This is a genomic window from Syntrophales bacterium, assembly GCA_035363115.1.
In the GTDB taxonomy this organism is placed as follows: domain Bacteria; phylum Desulfobacterota; class Syntrophia; order Syntrophales; family PHBD01; genus PHBD01.
Genome location: DAOSEM010000002.1, coordinates 340,976 through 364,576, shown reverse-complemented (window position 1 = coordinate 364,576; position 23,601 = coordinate 340,976). Strand labels below are relative to the sequence as shown.

The window sequence follows — 23,601 nt, the reverse complement described above, 5'->3', positions numbered from 1 at the left end:
CGAAGAGGGCGGCCTGACTGACGAAAAGCCGGAAGGCTGCTACTTCACCTTCAGGGCAAAGGTGTGGCACCCCCCGCAATGATCCGTCGGGGGCTTGTGGCCGTGGTGGCAGGCCTCGCAGTTCAGATTTCCCTCATGGGATGCATGCGGGTTGGGCTCCACCTGCTTCGTCCGCTGCGCGAGCCGGTCGTAGTCGCCGTGGCACTCAAAGCAGACCTTCGTGGGAACGGCGGCCTTCGGCGGGCTCTCCTTGTGGCACTTGTCACACGTGACGCCCCGCTCCTGGTGCCGGTCCGCCAGGAACTTCGCTTTCGGGGTGGAGGCCGGGTCCGCAGCCGAGACGGACAGCGCGGCCGCCGCAGCCAGCAGCACGGCAGCCAACATCAGCATGCACGTTCTTCCGATCCGGTTTCGCTTCATGTCAAATCACCCCTTCATTTCCAGGGTTTCAGCGCCGCGGCATTCTTTCCGGCGATCCGGCCGAAGACGATGCACTCCGTCAGATTTCCGCCGCCCTGGTAGACGAACTTCAAGGCCGAGGAAATTTCGCCGGCCGTGTAGAGCCTTGGAATGGGCTTGCCTTCCCAAGTCAGGACCTCCCGAGCAGCATTGGCGGCGATGCCGCCTTTTGTATTCGGCCCACCCGGGTAGAGGGGCAGTGCATAAAAGGGCGCCTTCTCTACCGGTTTCAGGGTGGCGGCCAGCCGGCCGAAGGTCTCATCCTTTCCCTTGGCACACGATTCGTTGAATCCTGCCACGGCCTTGACAAGCCTCTGCGAATCCATGAGTTTTCTGTTCTCCGGGTGGTTCCTGATCTTTGCCGCAATCTCCTCGATGCTGTTCCCCTGGAGGATCCATCCCCTGCGAACGGCATCCATGTTGTCTTTCGACCAGGGGACGATTCCGAAACCGGCGGTTGAGATCCCGAGATTTGTGATGGTGAAGGTCGAACGGAGGGTCTCGTCAAAAACAAACCAGCTGGGAACCCGGGGATAGATGAGCTCGAGGATGTCGAACTTTACCGCCTCCTTGTAAAAGAAGTAGCGGCTCGGGTCTTTCGTCACGAGATGTTCCGCCGCATAACGATCGCCGTAGTTGTCGACGACGATTGCGTTCGGACGTCCCACGGCCGGCGTGATCAGACCCGCCTTCAGGCCGTGATACCGCAGGGGAACCGCCGTGATGATTCTCGATGCCGCTTTCCCCACCTTCGCCAGGCCTGCACCGACCGCCATGGCCATGGCAATGCCGTCGCCCGTGTTATCCGGAGAACCATAGAACGCCCAGCCTTCCACACCCGGTCCCTCGAGAAAAGCCTTTCTCATGGCTTTGCTGTACTCGTACCCGCCGGTCGTGATGACAACGCCCTTCCTGGCCCTGACGGCGACTTCACCGCCACCCTTTTTGGCCGCAATCACACCGATGACTTCTCCCCTGTCGTTCTGCACAAGCCGCTTTGCCGGTGTCTCGTACACAATCCTGACACCCTTCTTCCGGGCACCCTCGGCCAGCACGTAAAAGAATGCCTCGCCGTTCATCTTCTCCATCTTGGGCTTGTTCATCGTCGCCTCGTTGAAGCTGGCCTGCCCGGTGAAGGTGCTCCCGAACACACGATACTTGCAGTCTTTCGCGCCCGGGAATTTTGGGAATGCCGCCCCGGCAAAGGCCGAGAAGCCCACGGTCTTATACTGCGGGTCCAACTTCTGGAGAAAGTCGACGTTCTGCGGGGCATACTCGGCCCAGGCCTCGGCCAGGCCGTCTGACCATTCCGGCTGCTCCCCTTCCAGTTTCCAGGGGATGTTCTCTCCGCTGAACATGGCCTTGGCGTATTCCTTCAGTGCCGCCCGGTCACCTGTCGGGTCCGGACAGTGATAAATCCCCCCGGACATCCTTGTATTGTTGATGAGTTTTGCTTCTGGCTGTTTCTCCAAGACAAGAACCCTGGCACCTCGTTCGGCCGCCTCAATGGCCGCGCATGCCCCGGCGCCGCCGAATCCCAGGATCACGACGTCCGCCTCCAGGTTCCATTTCCTGGGGATGGCAGTGCGCGCCGCGGCCTCCGTGACGCCGATGCCCGTTAGTGCCGCCGCTCCTGTAACGGCGGCGGTTCCCTTGAGAAACGAACGCCTGGATATGCGCCGGTCTGATTTCGTTTCGGACATGGAAAGCCTCCTTTCGCTGGATTGCATGAAGGGGAGGGGGATCGATTGCCGCTGGTGCACCGGATAGGCTCCGGCTTCCAAACTGCATGACGACCTGTAGGCTGATCGGGGGATGGTAAGACCGTTGACGGATTGACGATGGCTTCGTTCCGGAAACATTCATGCTTCGGTTCTTCAATGACATCCGATGACATCCCTGTCAAGTCCCTTTCGGTGCAAGGTCGCGGCGTTTATCAACATCCGGCTTCCAGACGGGTATGCAGGGTGTCCGGGAATCGTTTCAGGGACATCCGCCGGCGGGAGCGCAAGGCGCCCCCCTTCCCCGCATCTGCGATCCGGACGGATTCCACATTGACAGACCGGATGATTCATCCTATTTCTTGGGCCGTTCATTCCGGAATCATACCCGCGGATGCCCTACCGGCGGAGCGCGTCTTGACGACGGCATTCCCGGACAAGGCGAGCCGCAACTCCCCGAACCTTCAGAAAACGGGAATCCGTTCATGGACGTTCTCCTTGTCAATCCTTTCTTCAACGGCCGTGCGGAGATTCCTCCTCTCGGTCTGGCCTCCGTCGCGGCCCCCCTGCCGAGGCAGGAAATCGGCGTCGAGATCCTCGACCTGGATCTGGCCCCGTCTCCGCGGGAAGGGCTCTCCCTTCTCCGGGAGCGGATCGCCGGCGGTCGCCCCCGGATCCTGGGCGTCACGGCCCTGACGAACAGCTTTCCTTCCGCCCTGGAAGTCTTCCGGACGGCAAAGGACGAAGATCCGGACATCTTCTCCGTCCTGGGAGGAGTCCACGGAACGGTTCTCCACGACGAACTGCTCCGCCGGCACGAGTTCATCGACGCCGTCGTCCGGGGCGAAGGAGAAGCGACGTTCCCGGCCCTGGCACAGGCGGTTCTGCGGGGAGATCATCCCGGGAGCATGGAGGGGATCACCTTCCGGAGTTCCCGGGGCATCGTCGTCACACCGGATCGCCCGCCCGAACCCGACCTGGACGTCTTCCCCCTCCCGGGCCACGATCTTGTGGAGAACGATCGCTATCGGACGCGGAGCCTCTCCTCCAGCCGGGGATGCCCACACCGCTGTACATTCTGCTCCATCCGCTCCCTCTACGGCGGGACCGTTCGCATGCGTTCCGCAGGCTCCCTCCTGGACGAGATCCAGTTTCTCATCGGGCAGGGAGCCAGACGGATCATGTTCACCGACGACAATTTCACCATGGACGCCCGGCGGATCCGGGAGATCTGCGCCTCCCTTGCCGGCGGCAGCCTGAACCGGGGCGTCGAGTACTTCGCCCAGGGCCGGGCCGACGATCTCTGCCGGATCCCCCTGATGGCCGGCATGCTGCGGGAAGCCGGCTTTCGCGCCCTGTATATCGGCGCCGAGTCGGGCTCGCAGAAGATCCTGGACTCCTACCGGAAGGGCATCGGCCCGCAAGACGTTCTCCGGGCGGTCTCTCTCTGCATCGAGCAGGATCTCACCCCGGTGGTGAACTTCATCCTCCTGGGCCCCCTGGACACGCAGGAAACGGTCACGGAAACCATCCATCTGGCCAAGAGAATCTTTGAGAGTGGCGCCGATATCGCCTATACGGAGGCCGTTATTCCCTACCCCGGAACCCCCCTACGGGAGGAACTGCGGAGGGACGGCCTTCTCCGGGAAACCGACGGCATGGATCATTTCGCCCCCCGCCGCGGTCTGGACCCGGTACGGTTCTTCCGCCTCTGTGATCTCGCCCGGGACATGAATCGCCTTGTCTACGGCGGTGATCCGCTCTTTGGAGCCCGCCGGGTGTATTACGATCTGGCGTTTCTTGAATTCCTCCTGCACCGGAAGAGTCCGACGGTCTTCACGGAACTTTGCCGGACGATCCGGCCGGACGATCCGTCGGAAACGGCCAGGGAGATCCGTCTTCTGGAGAGACGGGTCCAGGAAGAGGCTTGAACACCGTTTCCAACTGTTTCAGCAATGAAAGGAGATTCCAATGTCGAACGAATCGACGGCCCCCCCCCAGCAAGGCGTCCAGATCCTCACCGGAGACGACATGGCCAGGGGACGCTACAGCAACAACCTGGCCGTGGCGTATAACCCCGAGGAGTTCATCCTGGACTGGCTCCTGAGTTCTCCCGGGGGCATCCACCTGGTGTCCAGGGTCATCGTGAGCCCCTCTCATGCGAAGCGGATCGTCGAGGTGCTCTCTAAGAACCTGGAGCGATACGAGGAGCAGTTCGGCGGCGTTCCTGTGAGGGATTCGGCGGATCCTCATTTTCACTGATCCGCGGTTCTTGCAGGAGCAGAAAGGTTCTCCGGGCCGCGCGGGATATCCGTCGGCGTACATGCCACCGTGCATGGGCCGGGACGTCCGGGCTGTCTACGTTCCCCACCCCGAAGAGAACCTGCCCGTCCCGGGAAAAGGGTGACTTCGACCACGGTGTCCATCCGGACATTCTACAGGGCTATTCTTGACAGAATGCCGCAGGCCATTTATAAGGAACAAATTTCTCATCGGAAAAACAACCCATGACTGCCCTCTTTGTCGACAAAATCCCCCGGGAAGACCTGGAGCGCATCCGGCTCTTCCGCTACGTCAACCTGGATTCCATCATGGGTCTTCTGGAGTCCTGCAGCCTGCGCACCCTGCAGGAGGGAGAAATCCTCATCCAGCCCGGCCGCACCAACGCGGAGGTCTACCTGATCCTGAGCGGCAAGGTGCGAATCCACCTCGAAACCATGGACTCGGACCCTATCACCGTCCTCGGCGTCGGGGAGAGTGTCGGCGAGATGTCCGTCCTCGACGGCAAGCAGACCTCTGCATATGCCGTGGCGAACGAAATCTGCCAGCTCCTGGTCATGGACGAGGATATCCTCTGGTCCCTGGTCCACTCTTCCCACGCGGCGGCATGCAATCTCCTGCTCATCCTGACCTGCCGGCTCCGGAACACGGATCATGTCATGGCCAGGAACAGCCGCCTCGACGAGGTCTACCAGCTTTACGGAAGCGTTGACGCCCTCACGGGAATCCACAACCGCCACTGGATCGACAACGCCCTGGACCGTCTCTGCACACGCTGCGACAAGGGCGGGATCCCGCTGACGGTATTCATGATCGACATCGACCATTTCAAGAGCCTCAACGACCATTACGGGCACCTGTACGGTGACCGGATCCTCCATTCGGTGGCCCGGCTACTCTCCGGACATCTCCGTCCCTCCGAGCCGATCGGCCGCTACGGCGGCGACGAATTCGTCATCGTTGTCCCCCACATCGATGAATCCGAGGCGGACTGGATTGCAGAGCGTCTATGCCAGTCCATGCGCGAAGCCCCTCCTCTCACCCTGGAGGGAAGAGAACTTCCCCATCCAACCATTTCTGTCGGTGTGGCCACGAAAAAGACCGGTCAGACCGCTCGGGAACTGCTGGAAGGCGCCGACCAGGCCCTGTACCGGGCGAAGAGCAAAGGCCGGGACCAGGCCTCCCGCTGATCCGTTCCGACAACCCGTGGCAGTCCGGCCGGACAGGTCCGCCGGATCCCGAAAGGAGGAGCTCTTGGAATTCCGGTTCATCCGGTTCGAGACGTTCGGCCCTCTCGGAATCCTCACCCTGAACCACCCGGAGAGGAGAAATGCACTCTCCCTGGAGATGCTCCGGGAGTTGACTCTCCTGACCGGAAACATCGCCCGTGAAGAATCCGTCCGGGTCCTGATCATCCGGGCCGAGGGAAAGGTCTTCTCCTCGGGTCACAACCTGGGCCAGATGGTGGACGGGAGCCTGACGCAATACCGGGAGATTTTCCGGGTCTGCGGCTCCTTCATGCAGAATCTCCAGGAGCTGCCCCAGCCCGTGATCGCCCAAGTCCAGGGCCTCGCCACCGCTGCGGGCTGCCAGCTCGTGGCGGCCTGCGATCTCGCCGTGGCCGAAGAGGGCGCGACCTTCGGAACGCCGGGGGTCCGGATCGGCGTGTTCTGCACGACGCCGGCCATCCCCCTGGTCCGGGCCGTCGGCCGGAAACGGGCCCTGGAGATGCTGTTCACGGGGCGCCTGATCACCGCCCGTGAGGCCCTGGACTGGGGACTCGTGAACCGCGTGGTTCCCCTCGACCGCCTGGACATGGAGACCCGGTCGCTGGCGGAAGAGATCGCCCAGGCCAGCCCCCTGACGCTCGCCATCGGCAAGCGTGCCTTCTACACCCAGGTGAACCTGAACGATCAACAGGCCTATGACTTCGGCGGCGAGATCATGGTCGGAAATCTCTTTGCCGAAGACGCCCGGGAAGGCATGCAGGCCTTCCTCGAAAAACGAAAGCCCCTCTGGACAGGCAAGTGAATCCGTGCCGACGGGAAGGAGGTGAGACAAAACGCCGGTCAGCTCTGGCATGGCCCTCTTGGTTTATTCCATCATTCATCAACCTTTGACACGAGCTGAAGGAGGCCGAATATGGTCTGGGCACCACTGACGGAAGAGGAAAAGAAACGCTACAACGTCATCAACAAGGATAACCTCGAATTCCTGATGAACCGCTACAACAAGGTGAACCGCTGGGTCATCGCCGACATGATCCGCCGGAGCGCCTACCACTATCCGGACAAGCCGGCGGTCATCTTCCAGGGAAAAACCCTCACCTACAGCCAGTTGGAAGACGAGTGCAACCGGGTGGCCAACGCTCTCATCGCCTTAGGCGTGAAAAAGTACGACCGGGTGGCCATCCTGGCCCACAACACCATTCACCACGTCATCACCTGGCTCGGCTGCGCCAAGATCGGCGCCATTTACCTGGCCATCAATTACCTGCTCCGGGGCAAGGACATCTCCTACTGCATCGACCACTCGGAGAGCGTCGCCTTCATCGTCGAGGACGCCCTGTTCGACCTGGTCAAGGACGTGCAGGATGACATGCCGACGGTGAAGACCTGGATCTGGTCGAACCAGGGGGCCGGCAAGCCGCCCGCAAACGACCGGTTCATCGACTTCGATGCCTGGTATTCCAAGTATCCAGCCGACGAGCCGGAGGTAATCCTCCACATCGAGGATCCCTGCCAGATGACCTATACCAGCGGAACCGAGGCGCTGCCAAAGGGAGTCATCATCAGCAACCAGGCCCTCATGGCCCAGTACGTGGGCACGATCGTCGACGGCCAGTACGACGAGGACGACATCTCCATCAACGCCCTGCCCATCTACCACTGTGCCCAGCGGGACGTCTTCATGAACCCCATCTTCTGGGTCGGCGGGACGAACGTCCTGATCCTGCCGGACATAAGTCTGATCCTGAAGAGCATCGCCGAGTACAAGGCCACGCTGTTCTTCGCGCCCCCGACTGTCTGGATCGGCATGCTCCGCCACCCGGAATTCAGCAAGCATGACCTGTCAAGCCTGAAGAAGTGCTATTACGGCGCCTCCATCATGCCGATGGAAATCCTCAAGGAAATGATGGAGCGTCTGCCGGGCGTGCGGATCTACAACTACTACGGCCAGACGGAGCTGGCGCCGTACCATACGATCCTGAAGGCCAAGGACGCCCTGGCCAAGATCGGCTCCGCCGGCATGGGCGGCCTCAATATGGAAACGCACCTGGAAGACGACGAGGGGAAGGTCGTGGCGGCCCCGGGCGTCCCCGGCGAGATCTGCGGCAAGGGACCCCATGCGCTCATCATGTACTTCAAGGAGCCGGGCAAGACGGAAGAGGCCATGAAGGGCGGCTGGTTCCATTCCGGCGACATCGGAATCATGGACGAGGACCGCTACATCACCGTGGCGGACCGGAAAAAGGACATGATCAAGACGGGCGGCGAAAACGTGGCCACCCGCGAGGTGGAAGACGCCGTCTACCTGGACAAGCGGGTCCAGGAAGTGGCCGTCATCGGCCTGCCCGATCCAAAGTGGGTCGAGATCGTCACGGCGGTCATCGTCCTGAAACCCGGCGAGACCATGACGGCCCAGGAGATGATGGACCACTGCCGGAAAAACCTGGCGCCGTTCAAGTGCCCGAAGAAGGTCGTTTTTGTGGACGCCCTTCCGAAGACCCCCACCGGCAAGATCCTGAAACGGGAAATGCGGATCTCCATGAAGGACGCCCCGGGCTGATCCTGCGAGCATCCGGCGGCAAGCCCCCTCCCCCCGGGAGGGGGCTTTTTATTGCCTGGCAGGACCGTTTCTGTTATCGATGGGCCAAATTCAAAACGAGGACACCATGGAAACGAAGCAACCTTCCCATCGAACCTCGGCGATATGGATCGCCGCACTTCTCCTGCTCTTCGCGGAGCCTGCAACCTGCCTGGCCTCCGGCGGTCTGCACGAGGCGGCCGACCACGTCGGGAAAATCCTGCCCGTGTGGACGGTCGTTCCCTTCGCGGGCATTCTCCTCTCGATCGCCCTGTGCCCGCTGTTCGTCCCCCACTTCTGGCACAACCACTTCGGCAAGGTCTCCGCCTTCTGGGCCCTCGCCTTCGCCCTTCCTTTCCTGGTCTTCGACGTACAGGTGGCAGCCTATTCGATCCTCCACATCGCCATGATCGACTACATCCCCTTCATCATTCTCCTCTGGGGGCTGTTCACCATCTCCGGCGGCATCGTCGTGCAGGGCTCCCTCCGGGGAACGCCTCTCGTGAACACGATCCTTCTCCTCATCGGGACGTTCCTGGCCTCCTGGGTCGGCACCACCGGCGCCGCCATGATCATGATCCGGCCGGTGCTCCGGGCCAACCGCGACCGGATCCACAAGGCCCACGTGATCTGTTTCTTCATCTTCCTGGTGGCCAACATCGGCGGCTCCCTGACCCCCCTGGGAGACCCGCCGCTCTTCCTCGGATTTCTCCACAACGTGCCCTTCTTCTGGGTAACCACGGGCATCCTGCCGGAAATGCTGGTTACGGCGGTCCTGCTCCTTGTATTGTTCCTCGCCGTCGACATCTTCTACTTCCGGAAAGAGAAAGCCTTCCGGGAAGCCGCCCTGGAGGAGCAGGCTCCCGTCCGCATTTCCGGAACGTACAACTTCCTCCTCCTGGCGGGCGTCATCGCGGCGATCCTCATGAGCGGATACTGGAAAGCGGGTCACTTTACCCTTTACGAAGTCGAGGTCCATTACCAGAACCTCCTGCGGGACGCATCCATCGTCATCCTCGGGCTCATCTCCCTGAAGGTCACGCCGAGAGCCCTGCGGGAAGCCAACGAATTCTCCTGGGGACCGATCCTCGAGGTGGCCAAGCTCTTCGCGGGCATCTTCATCACCATCATCCCGGCCCTGGCGATTCTCCGGGCGGGCCTCGAAGGGGCCATGGCACCCCTCGTGGCGGCCGTCCAGACGCCGGCCCACTATTTCTGGGCCGCCGGAGGCCTCTCCTCGTTCCTGGACAACGCCCCGACCTATCTCACCTTCTTCAACATGGCCCTGGGAAAAGTGGGGCTGGTCGAAGCCCAGGTGCCGGCAGCGCTGGCGGCGGGAACCGCCACGGCGAACCCGGCCTTCATCGGTTACCTGACAGCCATCTCCGCGGGAGCGGTGTTCATGGGGGCCAACACCTACATCGGCAACGCCCCGAACTTCATGGTCAAGTCCATCGCCGAGGAGGCCGGCGTCGACATGCCGAGTTTCTTCGGGTACATGTTCAAGTATTCCATTCCGTTTTTGATTCCCATTTTCATTCTGGTAACATTTATCTTTTTTTAGGAGGCGTTCATGGATCCCACCTATTATGAAGTCACTGTGGAAGGAAGCCACGACCTGTTGAAGGGATTCGTCATCGGCTTTCTCGAAGGACGGGGGATCAGCTGTGAGACCTTTTTCGGAGACGATTACGAACTGGACGAGGAGAAACCGCTCGATCTCCTCTTCCGCATGATGGGGCACCGGGAGGAGAGCACCACCGTCATCGTCGAGGCCGGGCTGCGTATCCTCCTCCGGGAGGCCCTCCAGCGGCGGAAGGACTCGCTCCCTCTGAAGGTCGTTTCCGTCCGGGAAGTCGCCGGCGCCTCCTTCGGCTTCTCCGTGAAGACCTATTCGCGGGAAGTCGGCGACTCCCTCCGGAGTCTCCTCTCCGTTCCCCCAGAAGGGGTCGACGTGGATCCTCCCTTCGTTCCCGAGGAAAAGATCGATCCCGCGGGAAAGGGCGTGGAGGCCTATACCCCCCTCCACGAATACGAAATGAAGTGGAAAGGGCGGGTGTCCGGATCCATCCGGGAGGTATTCGCCCTGTATCACAAGGTGAGGCGCTTCGAGGTAGTGAAGCCGGGGGACCTGCACCTGGATTACGGTGAGCGGATTCTGTGATCCTTCTCGTCCATCCCCCGGTCTCCAAGCCGTGCGAGCCACCGCCAGGCATCGCCCGGCTGGCGGGAGCACTTCGGGAACGAAACATTCCCCATCTTCTTCTGGATGCAAACCGGGAAGGCCTGCAGCACCTCCTGGAACGGACGATCCAGGGGGATTCCGTCGACACGTGGACCCGCCGGGCCCGCTCCGGCCTTAAGAAGAATCTCAGGCTACTGACGACGACCGGAGGCTATGAAAACCCGGATCGGTACCGTCGTGCAGTCTCCGACGTGAACCGGGCGCTCGGGCGATCCCGCCCGGACCTGCGCCCCCGGGTGACCCTGGCCAATTATGAGGATCCCGCCCTGTCCCCCCTGCGAAGCGGAGACCTTCTCGCGGCGGCCGAGCGTCCCGATGAGAACCCTTTTTTCCCATGGTTCCGGGACCGCTTATCCGCCCTGCTCGACAAGCCAGGATTCACACACGTCGGCTTTTCCCTCAACTATCTGAGCCAGGCCCTCTGCACGTTTGCGATGATCGGCCACCTCCGCCGCCTGAAGCCGGACCTGTGCATCCTGCTCGGAGGCGGCCTGGCCACATCCTGGGCCCGCCTGCCTGGATTCGCCCGTCCCTTCCGGGGGCTGGTCGATGAAGTCATCGACGGCCCCGGGGAGGCCCGGCTCCTTCCGCTCCTCGGGGAAAGCCCGGGCCTGTTCCCTCCGCGGCCGGATTACCGCAGCCTCCTCGGCCCGGAGGGGAGCAGCGCCGATCTCTCCTATCTTTCCCCCGGGCCTATTCTTCCGTACAGTGCTTCCTCCGGCTGCTACTACGGCAAATGCGCCTTCTGCCCCGAGCGGGCTGAGGGCAGCCCGTACAGCCCGATCCCGCCGAAACGGGCCGCGGAAGAGATCCGCTGCCTTGCCGCTGAGTTTCGGCCGACCCTGATCCATCTCCTGGACAATGCCGTCTCCCCGGCGCATCTGTCGGCCCTTATCCAGGATCCACCCGGACCTCCCTGGTACGGATTCGTCCGGGTATCCGCCCAGTTGGCGGATCCGGACTTCTGCGCGGCCCTGAAGCGGTCCGGGTGTGTGATGCTCCAGATCGGGATCGAGTCAGGGAGCCAGGAGATTCTCGACTCCCTCGACAAGGGAATCCGCCTGGAAACGGCATCAAAGGCTCTGCAATGCCTGCGGACAGCCGGCATTGCCTCCTACGTGTATCTGCTGTTCGGCACCCCCGGGGAAGCGGAGCCGGAGGCCCGGGAAACCCTCGATTTCACCGTCCGCCACAGCGAATCCATCGGCTTCCTGAACTTGTCCGTCTTCAACCTGCCTGTCCGAAGCACCGGGATGCAGGACCTGGACGACCGGCCATTCTATGACGGGGACCTGTCACTCTACCACGGTTTCCGCCATCCCCGCGGCTGGGACCGGCCCCAGGTCCGCCGTTTCCTCCAGTCGGAATTCCGGAGGCACCCCGCCATCGCCCCCATCCTGAGGCGGGACCCGCCGCTGTTCACCTCCAACCACGCCCCGTTTTTTACGGGGGAGTTCCTTACCCGGATTCGGCATTGAACCGGTGTTTTTCAGGGGTTCTTTTTCATTGACAGCCGGAACCGGGAATCCGTACAGTACGAAGCAAATCTGCCACCTCCTTTGAGGTTCTATCCCATGAAATCCAAGGAAAATGACTACTTCGAGTCTCTCTACGAGGTGACCCGGCTGATCAACGGTTCCCTGGATCCGGACCGGGTCCTGGAGGAAATCGTCCGGTCCGTGGTAACCGCCATGGGACTAAAGGCCGCCAGCCTCCGCCTCCTGGACGCCCGGAGGAAAAGGCTGCTTCTGGGGGCCTCCTGTGGGCTCTCGGAGAACTACCTCCAGAAAGGCCCCATCCTGGTCGAGGCCAGCGGGCTGGACCGGAAAGCCCTCCGGGGCAAAACCTGCATCGTCCCGGACGCCCGCACGGATCCTGGCTTTCAGTACGGCCCCAAGGCCAGGGAGGAGGGGATCGCATCCGTCCTGGTCGTCCCCCTCATCCGGGAAAAAAAGGTCCTGGGTGTTCTCCGCGCCTACACCGACACGGTCCGGGATTTCTCGAAACGGGAGATCCGCTTCCTGGAGGCCGTGGCCCACCTGAGCGCCATCGCCCTCGACAACGCCCGCCTGCACAAAGCGCTGGAGACCCGCTGTGAGCTGATGGCGGCCCACAAACTCCGCATCGATGACAACTAAGGGAAAACCAATGATCCGAGTGGGTATCAACGGATTCGGCCGCATCGGCAGGCAGGTATTCCGGGCCATCCTGGAACGTTGTCCCGGAAGCGTAAGTGTCGTCGCCGTCAACGACCTGTTCGACGTCGCCACGAACGTCCACCTCCTCTCCTTCGACACGAACTACGGCCGCTTCCCCGGGAACGTGCGCGTCCGCAAGGACGGGTTCTCGGTAAACGGGCGCGCCGTCCGGAGTTTCGCCTTCCGGGATCCCGGCCAGATTCCCTGGGACGAGGCCGGCGTCCAGGTGGTCGTCGAAAGCACGGGCCTGTTTACGGAGGGTACAAAAGCGGCAGCCCACCTGGAGGCGGGAGCGAAGAAAGTCATCATAACCGCCCCGGCCAAGGGGGAAGACCTGACGGTCGTCATGGGCGTGAACCACAGGCGATATCGCCCGGAGAAGCATCACATCCTGTCCAACGCCTCCTGCACGACCAACTGCCTGGCGCCGCCGGTGATGGTCCTGCACCGCCGCTTCGGCATCGAGCGCGGATTGATGACGACGGTCCATTCCTACACGAACGACCAGCGGATCCTGGACCTGCCGCACCGCGATCTCCGCCGGGCCCGGGCGGCGGGCCAGAACATCATTCCCACTTCCACGGGGGCCGCCCGCGCCCTTTCCCTGGTCATGCCCGAGATGGCGGGGCGCTTCGACGGTTATGCCCTCCGCGTTCCCACCCCGACCGTGTCCATCGTTGACTTCACCGCGGAGTTGAGCCGCGGGACCACGACGGACGAACTGCGGCAGGCGCTCAGAGACGCGGCCGGAAAGTCCCTGAAAGGCATCCTCGGCGTCGCCGAAATGCCCCTCGTATCCAGCGATTTCCGGGGAGACAGCCGGTCTTCCGTGGTCGACATCGAGTTCACCCGGATCCTGCGGGACAACTGGGCAAAGGTCGTGACCTGGTACGACAACGAATGGGGATACTCCTGCCGCGTGGCCGACCTGGTCGAATACATCGGCAAGCGGGGGCTTTGATTCATGAGCATTCGCATCCTCGTGATCGACGACGATGCCGTGGCCTGCGAGTTCCTCCAGGAAGCCCTGTCCCGGGAGGGATACGAGATTCAGGCCCGGACCTCGGCCCGCAGGGCCCTGGAGGAGGACCTGTCGAAATACGATCTGCTTCTGTCGGATATCCGGATGCCCGACATGGACGGCCTGCAGTTTCTCCGGGCCGTTCACGAGTCCCTTCCCCAGATGCCGGTCATCATGATGACGGCCTTCGGGTCCCTGGAGACGACAATGGAGGCCCTCCGTCTCGGCGCCTGGGATTACATCAGCAAGCCCTTCTCCCCGGATGCCATCCGGCTCATGGTCCGGAAAGTCCTGGAGGTCAGGAGCCTTCACCAGTTGCGGATGCAGGGCGAGCCCAAGGCGGAAACGGAATCCCACTTCATCGGATCCTCCGCCACGATGGTGAATTTCTACAAGCAGCTGGCCCGGGTCGCCGACGCCTCAGCAAGCATCCTCATCGAGGGGGAAAGCGGGACGGGCAAGGAGTTGACGGCTCGTTCCCTTCACCAGTTCAGTTCCCGCCGGGACCGGCCCTTCATTCCGGTTCACTGCGGCGCCATCCCGGATACGCTGCTCGAATCGGAGCTGTTCGGCTACGAGCGGGGAGCCTTCACGGGGGCGGACCACCCCCACCCGGGACTCCTGGAATCCGCCAAGGATGGGACCATCTTCCTCGACGAGATCACGGAAATGTCTCCCGCCCTGCAGGGAAAACTCCTGCGGTTCATGCAGAACGGGGAAATCCGGCGCCTGGGCGGACACGACGTCCGTCATGCCTCCGTCCGGGTGGTGGCGGCGGGAAACCGGGACATCGACGAGGAGGTGCGGAACGGACGCTTCCGGGCGGATCTCCTGTACCGTTTCGTCGTCCGCCTTCACATCCCGCCGCTCCGGAAACACAAGGAGGACATTCCCCAACTGGTGAAGTCCCTGCTGAACAAAATCGGGCACCCGACCGTGCGGGTATCCGACGAGGCCATGGAGCGGTTCATGGCCTACGACTGGCCGGGGAACGTGCGTGAGCTGGAAAACGTGTTGCAGCAGACGATCCTGCTCTCGCCCTTCGCCGTCATCCTGCCGGAGAACCTGCCGCGCCGGTTCCGCCAGGAAACGGCCGACGAGCAGTCCCCCCCCTCCATGACCCCCCTGGAGGCGGCGGAGCGGGAGCAGATCATCCAGACGCTCAGGACGACTTCCTGGAACCAGAGCCGCTCGGCAACGCTTCTGGGTATCGACCGGAAAACACTCCGGAGCAAAATCCAGCGTTACGGCCTGCAGAAGGAAAACGGGTCCTGACGGAAACGATCAGGCGGAAGGTTTCTCGACGACAGGGAAGAAGAGGATCACCTCCGTCCCTTCCCCGGGACGGCTTTTCAGTTCGATCTCCCCCCCGTGCATCTTTACGATATCCTGGACAATCGCCAATCCCAGTCCTCGAAGTCCTTCGTCGGTATGGGTGCTGAAAAACGGCTCGAAAATCTTTTCATGCAACTCCGGCGGAATGCCCGGCCCATCGTCCCGGACGGACATGGCCACGGCGCCCCTTTCCGGTGAGGGCCAGGCGGCCAGGACGATGGAGCCTCCCTTCGGCATGACTTCCAGGGCGTTCTGGATGAGATTGAACAGGGCTGTCTGCGCCCGGTGGCGATCCAGATAAAGCACGGACACCCCCTCCTCGATCTTCACGGTCAGCGTGACGCCGGTGTTCTGAATCAGCGGCTCCACAAGCGCGGAGGTCTCTCCGAAGAGGTCCTGGACGGACATGGCCTCCACGTGGGGTTCCGGCAGCCTTGTGGCCCGGCGGATGTTCTTGATGACGAGGTTCAGCCGCTGGGTCTGCTGGACAATCAACTCCAGTTTTCGGCTCACGTCCGGCGGCCATCCGTCCCTCTCCAGGAGCAGCTGCGCCATGCCGGCAATGGAGTGGAGCGGGGTTCCCAGGTCATGGGCCAGTGTCGCCGTCAGGTACCCCAGGGCGTTGAGCTGCTGGAGCTGGTTGACCTGCTTCGTCAGCTGGACCACCTTGGAGGTGGCATCCTGGACACGCTGCTCCAGGCTGCGGGTCAGCTCCTGGTTTTCCCCATGGGCGCGTTGAATCTCGTCGGCCATGGAGTTGAAATGCTCCGCAACATATCCCCACTCGTCCTTCCAGTCGGCGGAGATCCGTTTTACATATTGCTCCCTCGGGAACTCGTCGATGGCATCCACGATGACCTTGAGGGGCCGATCGATGATCCATCCGTAGATGAAGGCCAGGACCAGGAGGATCCCGACCAGGAGGCCGGCGGTGCTGTAGACAAGCAGCATTCTGGCTCGGGAGAGAATCTCCCCCCGGGACTGGGAGAAGGAAATGACCCCCACCACGATCGGACCTTCCCCGTCGGATGTAAACGGATACAGGAGACCGAGGGCCGGGCCACTGTCGGTGGTCAACTCGGTGTACTTGGGAACGGACTGCTCCAGAGACGAAAGGATCTCCGCTTCAGGCCATTCATACTGGAGTCTGCTTGCTCCGGCTACGTAATCCGCGTCCTTCCGGCTGCGGTCGATCGTGAAGATGTCGATCCGTGCAAAGCGGAGGTCAGCCTGGATCAGGTCCTTGAGAGTGACATCCAGGGCGGACAGCCCCCGCCGTGTCGGGAAGTGCTGGTAATAGGTGTGAACGGTCTCGGCGACGTCGTAGAGCCTCTTGATCTGCTGCTCGAAAAGAATCCGTTCCAGGACCCGGAGCTGGATCCATCCCCAGACGGACATCGCCAGCACAAGGCCGGCCAAGGTTACCACGAGAATGCGAACGCGGACGGTCACGGGTCTCTCCGGGATTTGATTCCGTTTTGCCGTTCCTTATCACAAAAGGCCCCGGATGCAACAGGATCCGCATGGCATGAGGGGGTATCGGGCTGTCTCGACAGGAATCCGGCGTCCCACATAGGAAGGAGAACGGATTTCAAATTCGCTTCCCTTCCTTTTTTACTCTTCTCATCGGGGCGCGGGGGCTGCCACGGGGGCGTGCCGCCGTCGCTGACATTTTTCCGATCGGGCACTGCCCACAGTTTCGAGGGGGATGGCGCAGGGGGCTGCCACGGGGGCTCCCGCCGTCGCGAAAACGTTTCCTTTCTTCGCCTTCTGAAACCGATGAGCCTGGGGTCCGGAAACGTTTTCTGATCGCTCCTCTGGGAACCCCCGGTCGCGCCCCCGCGAACGTCAGCCGGAGAGGCGGGCTTCCCGGAGCGCGAATAGCGGCTTTTTCGGGGTACCCTGCCGTCGCAGCGCAGCGCCCGCAAAGTCATCTGTCTGAGCGCCCCTGGGCGCGAGTTATGACTTTGCAGCGGAGCGAGACGATGCAGGGTCGAAAAAACGCTTCTGAGCGCGAGGGAAGCCTTCGCTCCCACATGCAAGCCGTTATCCGCGCCTGATTTTCTATAAAAAGTAGAAAATAAAAGGAAGGAGGATCGGATTTGGAATCCGTCGCTCTATCCCACATAAGAAAAGGGGACAGATTCAAAATCTGTCCCCTTTTCCATTCAAATGACTTCTTGATATCGCGCTTCGAACTTACTTCTTGTCGGCAGCGGCGGGAGCGGGCGCCTCTTCGGCCTTCTTCTCGGCCTTCTTCGCCTTCTTGGCCTTCTTGGCCTTCTTGGCGGGCTTCTTGTCTGCCTTGGCATCAGCCTTGGCATCTGCCTTCGCATCGGCCTTCGCCTCAACCTTCGCGGGCTCGGCCTTCGCCGGGGCAGCCGCCTTCTCCGCTGCGATCGCGGACGTCGTGAAGAGGAACACCAACCCAACCAGCAACAGAACCAAACGTTTCATCTACTTGTACCTCCTTCATGGAATTTTGTTTTATGTTTCCGTTCCTCCCGGAGAGGAACAGTCCCATACGATTTGAATCCGCCTTACTTCGACGGGACGGGCGCTCCAGGCTTCCCCTTCGCGTCCGCCTTCTTTCCGGAAACCGCGTTTGTCACCCGGATGGCCACGTCCTGATTCTCTTTTTTTACGTAGGAAACGGTTACCTTGTCCCCCACCTTTACATTAGCCGGTTTTTCAAGGATGAATTCCATCGTCTCCACGGTTGCCGAATTCCCCTTGACCGGCCGCTCGATCCGGATCGTCGTCCCGGTCACCTCGACAACGACGCCGCTGGCGTGCATCCTCGTGATCTTCGAGGATTTTGCCTTTCCGGGGGCAGCCTTGATCGGTTCGGCCTTCATGGCCGGTTTGGAGACCTGTTCGGCGGCAATTCCCATTCCGCACATCACGAGGGCCGTGGCGATCACCAGTACAACCAGACGTCTCACGAAACAGTTGCCTCCGTATCGGTTTGAAGATCGTAAGGCAACAGTCATGCCACAGCGGGACAAACCCGGCGATCGCGCCAAGTATCTGTCGTTATGGATATTTTTTCAGGAAGGAAGGATCCGACGCGGGATGGAGGCGGAACGGGCGCTGACTTATTCCCCGCATGCTGGGGAATTATGCACCAGCATCCCAGCCATCGAGAAGCCTCATGGCCCGGATGCTCTCCAGGGTCCGGCGGAGGTTCTGCTCCGAGTGGGCCTCCACGGTCATGAGCGGCCTGGTCCTCAGTGTACGGAGCCTTGCGAAGAACGCTGGAAAGGGGAAATTGCCTTCACCAACAGGAAGATGCTGGTCCGTCTGTCCGAGGTTGTCGTGGAGGTGAACATGGCCCAGAAACCCTTCCAGGCCGTCCATCCATTCCACCATGGACGACTCGGAAAACGCGTTGCAGTGACCGGTGTCGAAGCAAAAGCAGGATACCGACGGATCCAGGGCCGCCAGCAGGGGCTCCAGCTGAACCGGGTGGGTCTCATAGACATTTTCCAGGGCGATCCTTGTTCCGCTCGTTCGGGCCAGGGCCTCGAAGTGCCGCCAGGTCAGGATGCTCGCCTCCAGCCAGGCCCCCTCCTGGGAAATGTAGTACCGGGGATCGAAGGCGGGATGGCAGACCACGACCCGGGGGCGAAACAGGGGAACCAGCTCGAACACCTGCTCGATCCGCCGGATGCTGACGCGGCGGATCCCTGGATCCACCGCTCCCGGCCGCAGGTCGATGAAGGGGGCGTGAAACGTGACGGGCACCCCGGCATCCCGGAGACGGCCGGCAACATGTTCGAAATCATCCTTCCCGAAGGCGTCCAGCACGACATGGCTGAAGGATATCTCCGGCTGCATGCCCTCCCCGATCATGAGATCCAGGTAGCTCTCCTTCAGGAGTGAAAAAGGGACATGGATGTGAATCTTATCGAGAATACTCTTCATGATCCTCCGTCCGTCGGCCGCTTGCGCACCGTGAGGTCGTTTATCATAACCGCCCGGAATTGTCCAAAAGGGGGACGGGGAGATTTGCGTTGACAGCAAGTGCCGGGGCTGCTATTAAAAATGCGAAGTGATTTCGTCTGGATGGGATGCCGGTGGCCCCCGGATACCGCTCCGGACTTTCGGAAAGGAGACTCGATTGGCCCCCGAGCAGAACGACTCCCGAACACTGGCCCTTCACTGCGTCAACGCCTGCCTGACCAAGAAAGCACAAGACCTGACGATTCTGGACGTCAGGAAACTCTCCTCCTTCACGGATTATTTCATCCTCTGCACCGGCACCTCGGACCGGCAGGTCCAGGCCGTTTGCTCCGCCGTGCAGGAATACCTGAAGGAGAGGGGGATCCGTCCCCTGGGCATCGAGGGGGAAAAGCACGGGCGCTGGATTCTCATGGACTATGGAGACGTGGTGATCCACATCTTCTATGAAACCGTGAGGGAGTTATACGACCTGGAGCGCCTGTGGTCGGAGGCATCGCAATGGAAAGTCCCCGATGAGACGACTCATCTGGATACCATCGAGGAGGCCCCGGCACGTTGAGGTCCTTCCTGGCGGGCCTTGCCGACTTGGTTTTCCCGCCCCGCTGCCTTTCCTGCGGTGGCAATCTGGAAGAAGGGGCGCCCTTCGCCATCTGTGAAGGATGCCGGGCCGGAATCGGTTATATCCGGTCACCCCTCTGCACGGTCTGCGGGGAACCCTTCGCCTCCGACGTCGAAAAGGATCATGTCTGCGGCTCCTGCCTGATCAGCCCTCCCCCTTTTGCCGCCGCGCGCTCCCTGGGACGTTTTGACGGGGTCCTGATGGCGATGATCCACCGGCTCAAATACCGGGAGCAGTCCCGCCTGGCATCGCCCCTGGGACACCTCATGGCCGCGGGCGACTATCCGGGTTTTCGGATCGGAGAGGCGTCCCTTGTCATTCCGGTTCCCCTGCATCGAAAGCGCCTGCGGCAACGGGGCTTCAACCAGTCCCTGCTTATGGCGGGAGCCGTCGGGAAGCGACACGGCATCCCCCTCGACGCCCGTTCGCTCCGGAGACCCGTCGCCTCCGAGCCCCAGGTGACCCTCGACAGGAAGGAGAGGGAGCGAAACGTCCGGGGTGTCTTTGCCGTAGCGGACAGGGAGCACATCCGGGGAAAGGGCATTCTCCTCGTGGACGATGTCTACACGACGGGGAGCACCCTGAAGGAATGCGCCCGGGTTCTCCTCCGGGCCGGCGCCCGGGAGGTCTATGTCCTCACCCTGGCGAGGTCTGTGGAGAACCCGCAACCGCTCGGAGACAAAGTCCAAAACGGCCGCCGGGAGACCTGACATCCCGGAAAGGCATTGATCGAACAGGGAGATTTCATGAACAAGATCCTGGACCGCCAGCGCCTGAGACAGGTACTGAAGGAACTTCGAGCGCAGGGCAAGCGGATTGCCTTTACCAACGGCTGCTTTGACATCCTTCACGTCGGCCATGTCCGCTATCTGAGGGAAGCGAAGAAAACCGCCGACGTTCTGGTTCTCGGACTGAATTCCGACCGCTCCGTCCGCTCCATCAAGGGAGAGCGGCGGCCCATCGTCCCCGAGGGGGAGCGAGCCGACGTCATGGCGGCGCTGGAAATGGTGGACTATGTCACCCTCTTCGACGAGGACACACCGGGCGAACTCATTGCGCTCCTGGAGCCGGATGTCCTCATCAAGGGGGGAGACTGGAGCGCGGAGTCGGTCGTCGGCAGGGGCGTGGTCGAGCGCCGGGGAGGCCGGGTCGTGATCGTGCCCCTGACAGAAGGGTCCTCGACAACAAACGTCATCGGGAAGATTCTCGACGTTTACGGCTCTGAAAAAAAGTAGTCCCGCGAGATCCGCTCAGATGTTCATGTGCCGGGGTTCGTGACGGAGGATCCGGCCCGGCAGTTCCCCCGTGTGGTCCCCGCCGTCGATCACCACCCGGCCGTTCACGATGACCTGCTCGATCCCTACCGGATATTGATGGGGATCGTCCCAGGTGGACCGATCCATGATACGGTCCGGATCGAACACGACCATGTCCGCGAACCATCCCTTCTGGATCCGCCCCCGACCGGCCAGCCCGAACTTCTCCGCCGTGAGGGACGTCATTTTCTCGATGGCCCTTCCCAGGGACATGATCTTTTCGTCCCGGACATAGCGGCCCAGCATGCGCGGGAATGTCCCGTAGGAGCGGGGATGCGGCTTGTCCCGGGACAGGAGCCCGTACGGGGCCAGAGCCCAGCCGTCGGACCCGATCACGACCAGGGGGTGCAGGATAATGCGCTTGAAGGTCTCCTCGTTCAGGGAAAAATTGATCATCCCCACCTGGTCATTTTCCTGGATCACCAGGTCGAGGATGAAATCGAATGGATCCCGGCCCGAGTCGCGGGCGGCCTGGAGGATTGTCTTGCCCACCAGGCGGCCACTTTTCTCCGTCAGGACGGAGGCGATCTGGATATTATCCCAGCTTCCAAGCTTCTCCTCCTGCCGGAGCAGGTGCTCCCTCAACTCCCGCTCCCGATCGGTGCCCCGGATCCGGATCAGGTTTTCCCGGGTGGATCCGTCCTTGATCCAGCGCGGGAAAAAAACGCTCAGGAAGGTGGAGGTGGCCGTGTAGGGGTAGCGGTCCGCCAGGATGTCCAGCCCGTGGGCCCGGACTTCCGAGATCCGGGAGAGCACCTGGTGGACTTTGGGCCAGTTGCGGGGATAGGCAAGTTTCAGGTGCGAAAGCTGGAGGCTGACCCCGGAGGCCCGGGCCACCGCAATGGCCTCCTCCACCGACTCCGCCAGGAAGTCCCCCTCGTCCCGCATGTGTGTCGTATAGATGCCACCCCAGTGGGATACGACGGAGCACAGGGCGATCAGTTCCTCCTGGGGAGCGAACATGCCGGGGGGGTAAATCAGGCCGGAGGAGAGGCCCATGACACCGCTCTGCATGGCCCGATCGAGAAGCTCCTTCATACGCTCGATTTCGTCCGGGCGGGCCGTCCGGTCATCCGGGCCGACCACGGACTGCCTGAGGCTGCCGTGTCCCAGGAATGTAGCGTAATTGACGGCCGTCCCTCTCTCCGCGAGGGCGTCAAAAAAACCGTTCACGTCCCCCCAGGTGAGATCGATCCCGTAGCGATCCCGCATCAGGCTCTTCTTCTCCTCCAGGAAGTCACCGGCCAGCGGGAACAGGGTGAATCCGCAGTTCCCGGCGATTTCCGTGGTCACCCCCTGGCGGATCTTGCTCTCCGCCCGGGGGTTGACGAGAAGCTCCAGGTCCGTGTGGCTGTGGGGATCGATGAATCCGGGGGACACGGCCTTCCCGCGGGCGTCGATCACCCGCCGGGAACGGCCTGGGTCGACACCCGGTGCAATCAGCACGATGCGGTCCTCCCGGACGGCCACGTCCAGATCAAGGCCCGGCGTCCCGAGCCCGTTGAAAACGTGCCCGCCCCGAATGAGGAGATCGAATTCCCTGTCCATCTTTTGTGGATTCATGAGGAGAGCCCCAGTGTGAGAAGGGCGCCGGTTCCGCTCCCGGCCCGACATTGTTGAATAGAGCAGAAAACGGGAAAAAAGAAAAGTTGGAAAAGATCGGTCGGAAGCCCGGAATCCCCGGCATAGCGGAAACTTCCCGTTGCAAGATGAAGCACACGTGGTATATACGGTGCGGCTTGAATGCCTGCACAAATCCCGGAGGAATGCCCGTCCGGCCACGTCCGGCGCGGCGATCCGGCTTCGGAAAGCAATCACGAGGAGGCAGATCATGGCTGACCCGTCGCAGCAGGATGCCTTTGTCAGGGCGATCCAGGCCAAGTTCGAAAAGAAGATGAGAGAACACGAAATCGAGCAGTTGGAATACTGGAAAGGCCATCTGGACCGCCTGGCCGCCATGAAGCCCGAGGGTGTCGGCGCCCTCCAGCTTCAGATCCGCAAGGTTGCGGATATGATGGCCAACCGGATCCGGACGGTCAAAAGAGAATCCTGATGAAAGACCTCGCCAATTTTCTCTTCGAAGTCGGGATGCTCCAGCGGACGCCCCGGACGGGCTTCCAGTTCCTGGGCACCGGCGGTGAATCCGTGGCGGAGCACGTCTTAAGGACGCTCTTCATCGGCTATACCCTTTGTCGCATGGACGGCCAGGCGGACCTCCGCAAGGTCCTCCAGATCTGCCTGTTCCACGATCTTCCCGAGGCCCGGACGGGAGACATGAATTACGTGAACAAGAAATATGTCACCGTGGACGAAGAAAAGGCTGTAAACGACCTGGCGTCCACCCTCTTTTTCGGCGACGACATTCGCGAGGCGGTTCGGGAATTCAACGAGAAGAAGACCCGCGAATCGCTGATCGCCCATGATGCGGACCAGTTGTCGCTGATCCTGGTCCTGAAGGAATGCGGCGACCTGGGAAACAAATACAGTCCGGAATGGATTTCCTATGCCCGTAAACGTCTCTGCACGGAGAACGGCCGGCAACTTGCCGCCGCGATTCTGGAGACGGAATGGTCCGACTGGTGGTTCAAGGAAAAGGGAGACTGGTGGGTAAACGGCAACCGGGGCTGAGGCCGC

General features: G+C 61.7%; 23 protein-coding genes. 16 read left to right on the top strand and 7 right to left on the bottom strand.

Annotated features, from left to right (window positions below; translation table 11 throughout):
* Positions 1 to 39 precede the first annotated feature (39 nt).
* Together PLO63_07120 and PLO63_07115 are read right to left on the bottom strand one after the other, a co-directional pair.
* Entirely contained in the window at positions 40 to 390 is a 351-nt protein-coding gene (locus PLO63_07120; GenBank protein ID HOI73904.1) for a cytochrome c3 family protein, read from the bottom strand.
* Between the two features lie 44 nt (positions 391 to 434).
* Entirely contained in the window at positions 435 to 2,162 is a 1,728-nt protein-coding gene (locus PLO63_07115) for an FAD-dependent oxidoreductase (GenBank protein ID HOI73903.1), read from the bottom strand.
* A gap of 503 nt (positions 2,163 to 2,665) precedes the next feature.
* Between PLO63_07115 and PLO63_07110 the strand changes: the two genes are divergently transcribed.
* From PLO63_07110 to PLO63_07060, 11 genes are all read left to right on the top strand, one after another.
* A complete protein-coding gene (locus tag PLO63_07110; GenBank protein HOI73902.1) occupies positions 2,666 to 4,111 on the top strand; it encodes a radical SAM protein in 1,446 nt (481 codons plus the stop codon).
* 40 nt (positions 4,112 to 4,151) lie between these two features.
* Positions 4,152 to 4,442 (top strand): DUF3467 domain-containing protein, encoded by a 291-nt coding sequence (locus tag PLO63_07105; protein ID HOI73901.1) that lies wholly within the window; start codon positions 4,152 to 4,154, stop codon positions 4,440 to 4,442.
* A 245-nt stretch (positions 4,443 to 4,687) separates the two neighbouring features.
* Positions 4,688 to 5,650, top strand: coding sequence for a GGDEF domain-containing protein (locus tag PLO63_07100; GenBank protein ID HOI73900.1), 963 nt, complete (start codon positions 4,688 to 4,690; stop codon positions 5,648 to 5,650).
* 64 nt (positions 5,651 to 5,714) lie between these two features.
* Entirely contained in the window at positions 5,715 to 6,491 is a 777-nt protein-coding gene (locus PLO63_07095) for an enoyl-CoA hydratase (protein ID HOI73899.1), read from the top strand.
* A 111-nt stretch (positions 6,492 to 6,602) separates the two neighbouring features.
* Complete coding sequence (locus PLO63_07090; GenBank protein HOI73898.1) at positions 6,603 to 8,249, top strand: acyl-CoA synthetase; 1,647 nt, start codon at positions 6,603 to 6,605, stop codon at positions 8,247 to 8,249.
* A 106-nt stretch (positions 8,250 to 8,355) separates the two neighbouring features.
* Positions 8,356 to 9,831 carry a sodium:proton antiporter gene (locus tag PLO63_07085; GenBank protein ID HOI73897.1) on the top strand — a complete coding sequence of 492 codons (1,476 nt, stop codon included), beginning with the start codon at positions 8,356 to 8,358 and terminating at the stop codon, positions 9,829 to 9,831.
* A gap of 9 nt (positions 9,832 to 9,840) precedes the next feature.
* Positions 9,841 to 10,431, top strand: a complete 591-nt coding sequence (locus tag PLO63_07080) for a hypothetical protein (GenBank protein ID HOI73896.1) — start codon at positions 9,841 to 9,843, stop codon at positions 10,429 to 10,431.
* Entirely contained in the window at positions 10,428 to 11,990 is a 1,563-nt protein-coding gene (locus PLO63_07075) for a radical SAM protein (protein HOI73895.1), read from the top strand. The genes PLO63_07080 and PLO63_07075 overlap by 4 nt, the downstream gene beginning before the upstream one ends.
* A 96-nt stretch (positions 11,991 to 12,086) precedes the next feature.
* Positions 12,087 to 12,650, top strand: coding sequence for a GAF domain-containing protein (locus PLO63_07070; protein HOI73894.1), 564 nt, complete (start codon positions 12,087 to 12,089; stop codon positions 12,648 to 12,650).
* A 10-nt stretch (positions 12,651 to 12,660) separates the two neighbouring features.
* A complete protein-coding gene (gene gap, locus PLO63_07065; protein HOI73893.1) occupies positions 12,661 to 13,671 on the top strand; it encodes a type I glyceraldehyde-3-phosphate dehydrogenase in 1,011 nt (336 codons plus the stop codon).
* Positions 13,672 to 13,674: 3 nt separating this feature from the next.
* Positions 13,675 to 15,006, top strand: a complete 1,332-nt coding sequence (locus PLO63_07060; GenBank protein ID HOI73892.1) for a sigma-54 dependent transcriptional regulator — start codon at positions 13,675 to 13,677, stop codon at positions 15,004 to 15,006.
* Positions 15,007 to 15,015: 9 nt separating this feature from the next.
* Here PLO63_07060 and PLO63_07055 read toward each other — a convergent pair whose 3' ends face one another.
* From PLO63_07055 to PLO63_07040, 4 genes are all read right to left on the bottom strand, one after another.
* Positions 15,016 to 16,518: an ATP-binding protein gene (locus tag PLO63_07055; protein HOI73891.1), complete on the bottom strand. Its 1,503-nt coding sequence runs from the start codon at positions 16,516 to 16,518 to the stop codon at positions 15,016 to 15,018.
* Positions 16,519 to 17,265: 747 nt separating this feature from the next.
* Positions 17,266 to 17,523 (bottom strand): hypothetical protein, encoded by a 258-nt coding sequence (locus tag PLO63_07050; protein ID HOI73890.1) that lies wholly within the window; start codon positions 17,521 to 17,523, stop codon positions 17,266 to 17,268.
* 83 nt (positions 17,524 to 17,606) lie between these two features.
* The gene (locus tag PLO63_07045) at positions 17,607 to 18,011 is read right to left on the bottom strand and encodes a hypothetical protein (protein ID HOI73889.1); all 405 of its coding nucleotides are present in this window, start codon (positions 18,009 to 18,011) and stop codon (positions 17,607 to 17,609) included.
* Positions 18,012 to 18,186: 175 nt separating this feature from the next.
* The gene (locus tag PLO63_07040; GenBank protein ID HOI73888.1) at positions 18,187 to 18,993 is read right to left on the bottom strand and encodes a sugar phosphate isomerase/epimerase family protein; all 807 of its coding nucleotides are present in this window, start codon (positions 18,991 to 18,993) and stop codon (positions 18,187 to 18,189) included.
* A gap of 196 nt (positions 18,994 to 19,189) precedes the next feature.
* Between PLO63_07040 and rsfS the strand changes: the two genes are divergently transcribed.
* From rsfS to rfaE2, 3 genes are read left to right on the top strand one after another with little or no spacing between them, the layout of a single operon-like run.
* Entirely contained in the window at positions 19,190 to 19,591 is a 402-nt protein-coding gene (rsfS, locus tag PLO63_07035; GenBank protein HOI73887.1) for a ribosome silencing factor, read from the top strand.
* On the top strand, positions 19,588 to 20,361 hold the full coding sequence (locus PLO63_07030; protein HOI73886.1) for a ComF family protein: 774 nt from the start codon (positions 19,588 to 19,590) through the stop codon (positions 20,359 to 20,361). The genes rsfS and PLO63_07030 overlap by 4 nt, the downstream gene beginning before the upstream one ends.
* 36 nt (positions 20,362 to 20,397) lie before the next feature.
* Positions 20,398 to 20,886, top strand: a complete 489-nt coding sequence (gene rfaE2, locus PLO63_07025) for a D-glycero-beta-D-manno-heptose 1-phosphate adenylyltransferase (GenBank protein ID HOI73885.1) — start codon at positions 20,398 to 20,400, stop codon at positions 20,884 to 20,886.
* A gap of 15 nt (positions 20,887 to 20,901) precedes the next feature.
* Here rfaE2 and PLO63_07020 read toward each other — a convergent pair whose 3' ends face one another.
* Positions 20,902 to 22,530, bottom strand: a complete 1,629-nt coding sequence (locus PLO63_07020) for a D-aminoacylase (protein ID HOI73884.1) — start codon at positions 22,528 to 22,530, stop codon at positions 20,902 to 20,904.
* 268 nt (positions 22,531 to 22,798) lie between these two features.
* Here PLO63_07020 and PLO63_07015 point away from each other — a divergent pair, with 268 nt between their 5' ends.
* Positions 22,799 to 23,020, top strand: a complete 222-nt coding sequence (locus tag PLO63_07015) for a hypothetical protein (GenBank protein ID HOI73883.1) — start codon at positions 22,799 to 22,801, stop codon at positions 23,018 to 23,020.
* Positions 23,020 to 23,595, top strand: coding sequence for an HD domain-containing protein (locus tag PLO63_07010; protein HOI73882.1), 576 nt, complete (start codon positions 23,020 to 23,022; stop codon positions 23,593 to 23,595). Before PLO63_07015 ends, PLO63_07010 begins: the two co-directional genes overlap by 1 nt.
* Positions 23,596 to 23,601 lie beyond the last annotated feature (6 nt).

Coding starts and splice junctions, on each gene's coding strand:
- PLO63_07120 (HOI73904.1), bottom strand. CDS start 390: ATGCTGATGTTGGCTGCCGTGCTGCTGGCTGCGGCGGCCGCGCTGTCC.
- PLO63_07115 (HOI73903.1), bottom strand. CDS start 2,162: ATGTCCGAAACGAAATCAGACCGGCGCATATCCAGGCGTTCGTTTCTC.
- PLO63_07110 (HOI73902.1), top strand. CDS start 2,666: ATGGACGTTCTCCTTGTCAATCCTTTCTTCAACGGCCGTGCGGAGATT.
- PLO63_07105 (HOI73901.1), top strand. CDS start 4,152: ATGTCGAACGAATCGACGGCCCCCCCCCAGCAAGGCGTCCAGATCCTC.
- PLO63_07100 (HOI73900.1), top strand. CDS start 4,688: ATGACTGCCCTCTTTGTCGACAAAATCCCCCGGGAAGACCTGGAGCGC.
- PLO63_07090 (HOI73898.1), top strand. CDS start 6,603: ATGGTCTGGGCACCACTGACGGAAGAGGAAAAGAAACGCTACAACGTC.
- PLO63_07085 (HOI73897.1), top strand. CDS start 8,356: ATGGAAACGAAGCAACCTTCCCATCGAACCTCGGCGATATGGATCGCC.
- PLO63_07080 (HOI73896.1), top strand. CDS start 9,841: ATGGATCCCACCTATTATGAAGTCACTGTGGAAGGAAGCCACGACCTG.
- PLO63_07070 (HOI73894.1), top strand. CDS start 12,087: ATGAAATCCAAGGAAAATGACTACTTCGAGTCTCTCTACGAGGTGACC.
- gap (HOI73893.1), top strand. CDS start 12,661: ATGATCCGAGTGGGTATCAACGGATTCGGCCGCATCGGCAGGCAGGTA.
- PLO63_07060 (HOI73892.1), top strand. CDS start 13,675: ATGAGCATTCGCATCCTCGTGATCGACGACGATGCCGTGGCCTGCGAG.
- PLO63_07050 (HOI73890.1), bottom strand. CDS start 17,523: ATGAAACGTTTGGTTCTGTTGCTGGTTGGGTTGGTGTTCCTCTTCACG.
- PLO63_07040 (HOI73888.1), bottom strand. CDS start 18,993: ATGAAGAGTATTCTCGATAAGATTCACATCCATGTCCCTTTTTCACTC.
- rfaE2 (HOI73885.1), top strand. CDS start 20,398: ATGAACAAGATCCTGGACCGCCAGCGCCTGAGACAGGTACTGAAGGAA.
- PLO63_07020 (HOI73884.1), bottom strand. CDS start 22,530: ATGAATCCACAAAAGATGGACAGGGAATTCGATCTCCTCATTCGGGGC.
- PLO63_07015 (HOI73883.1), top strand. CDS start 22,799: ATGGCTGACCCGTCGCAGCAGGATGCCTTTGTCAGGGCGATCCAGGCC.
- PLO63_07010 (HOI73882.1), top strand. CDS start 23,020: ATGAAAGACCTCGCCAATTTTCTCTTCGAAGTCGGGATGCTCCAGCGG.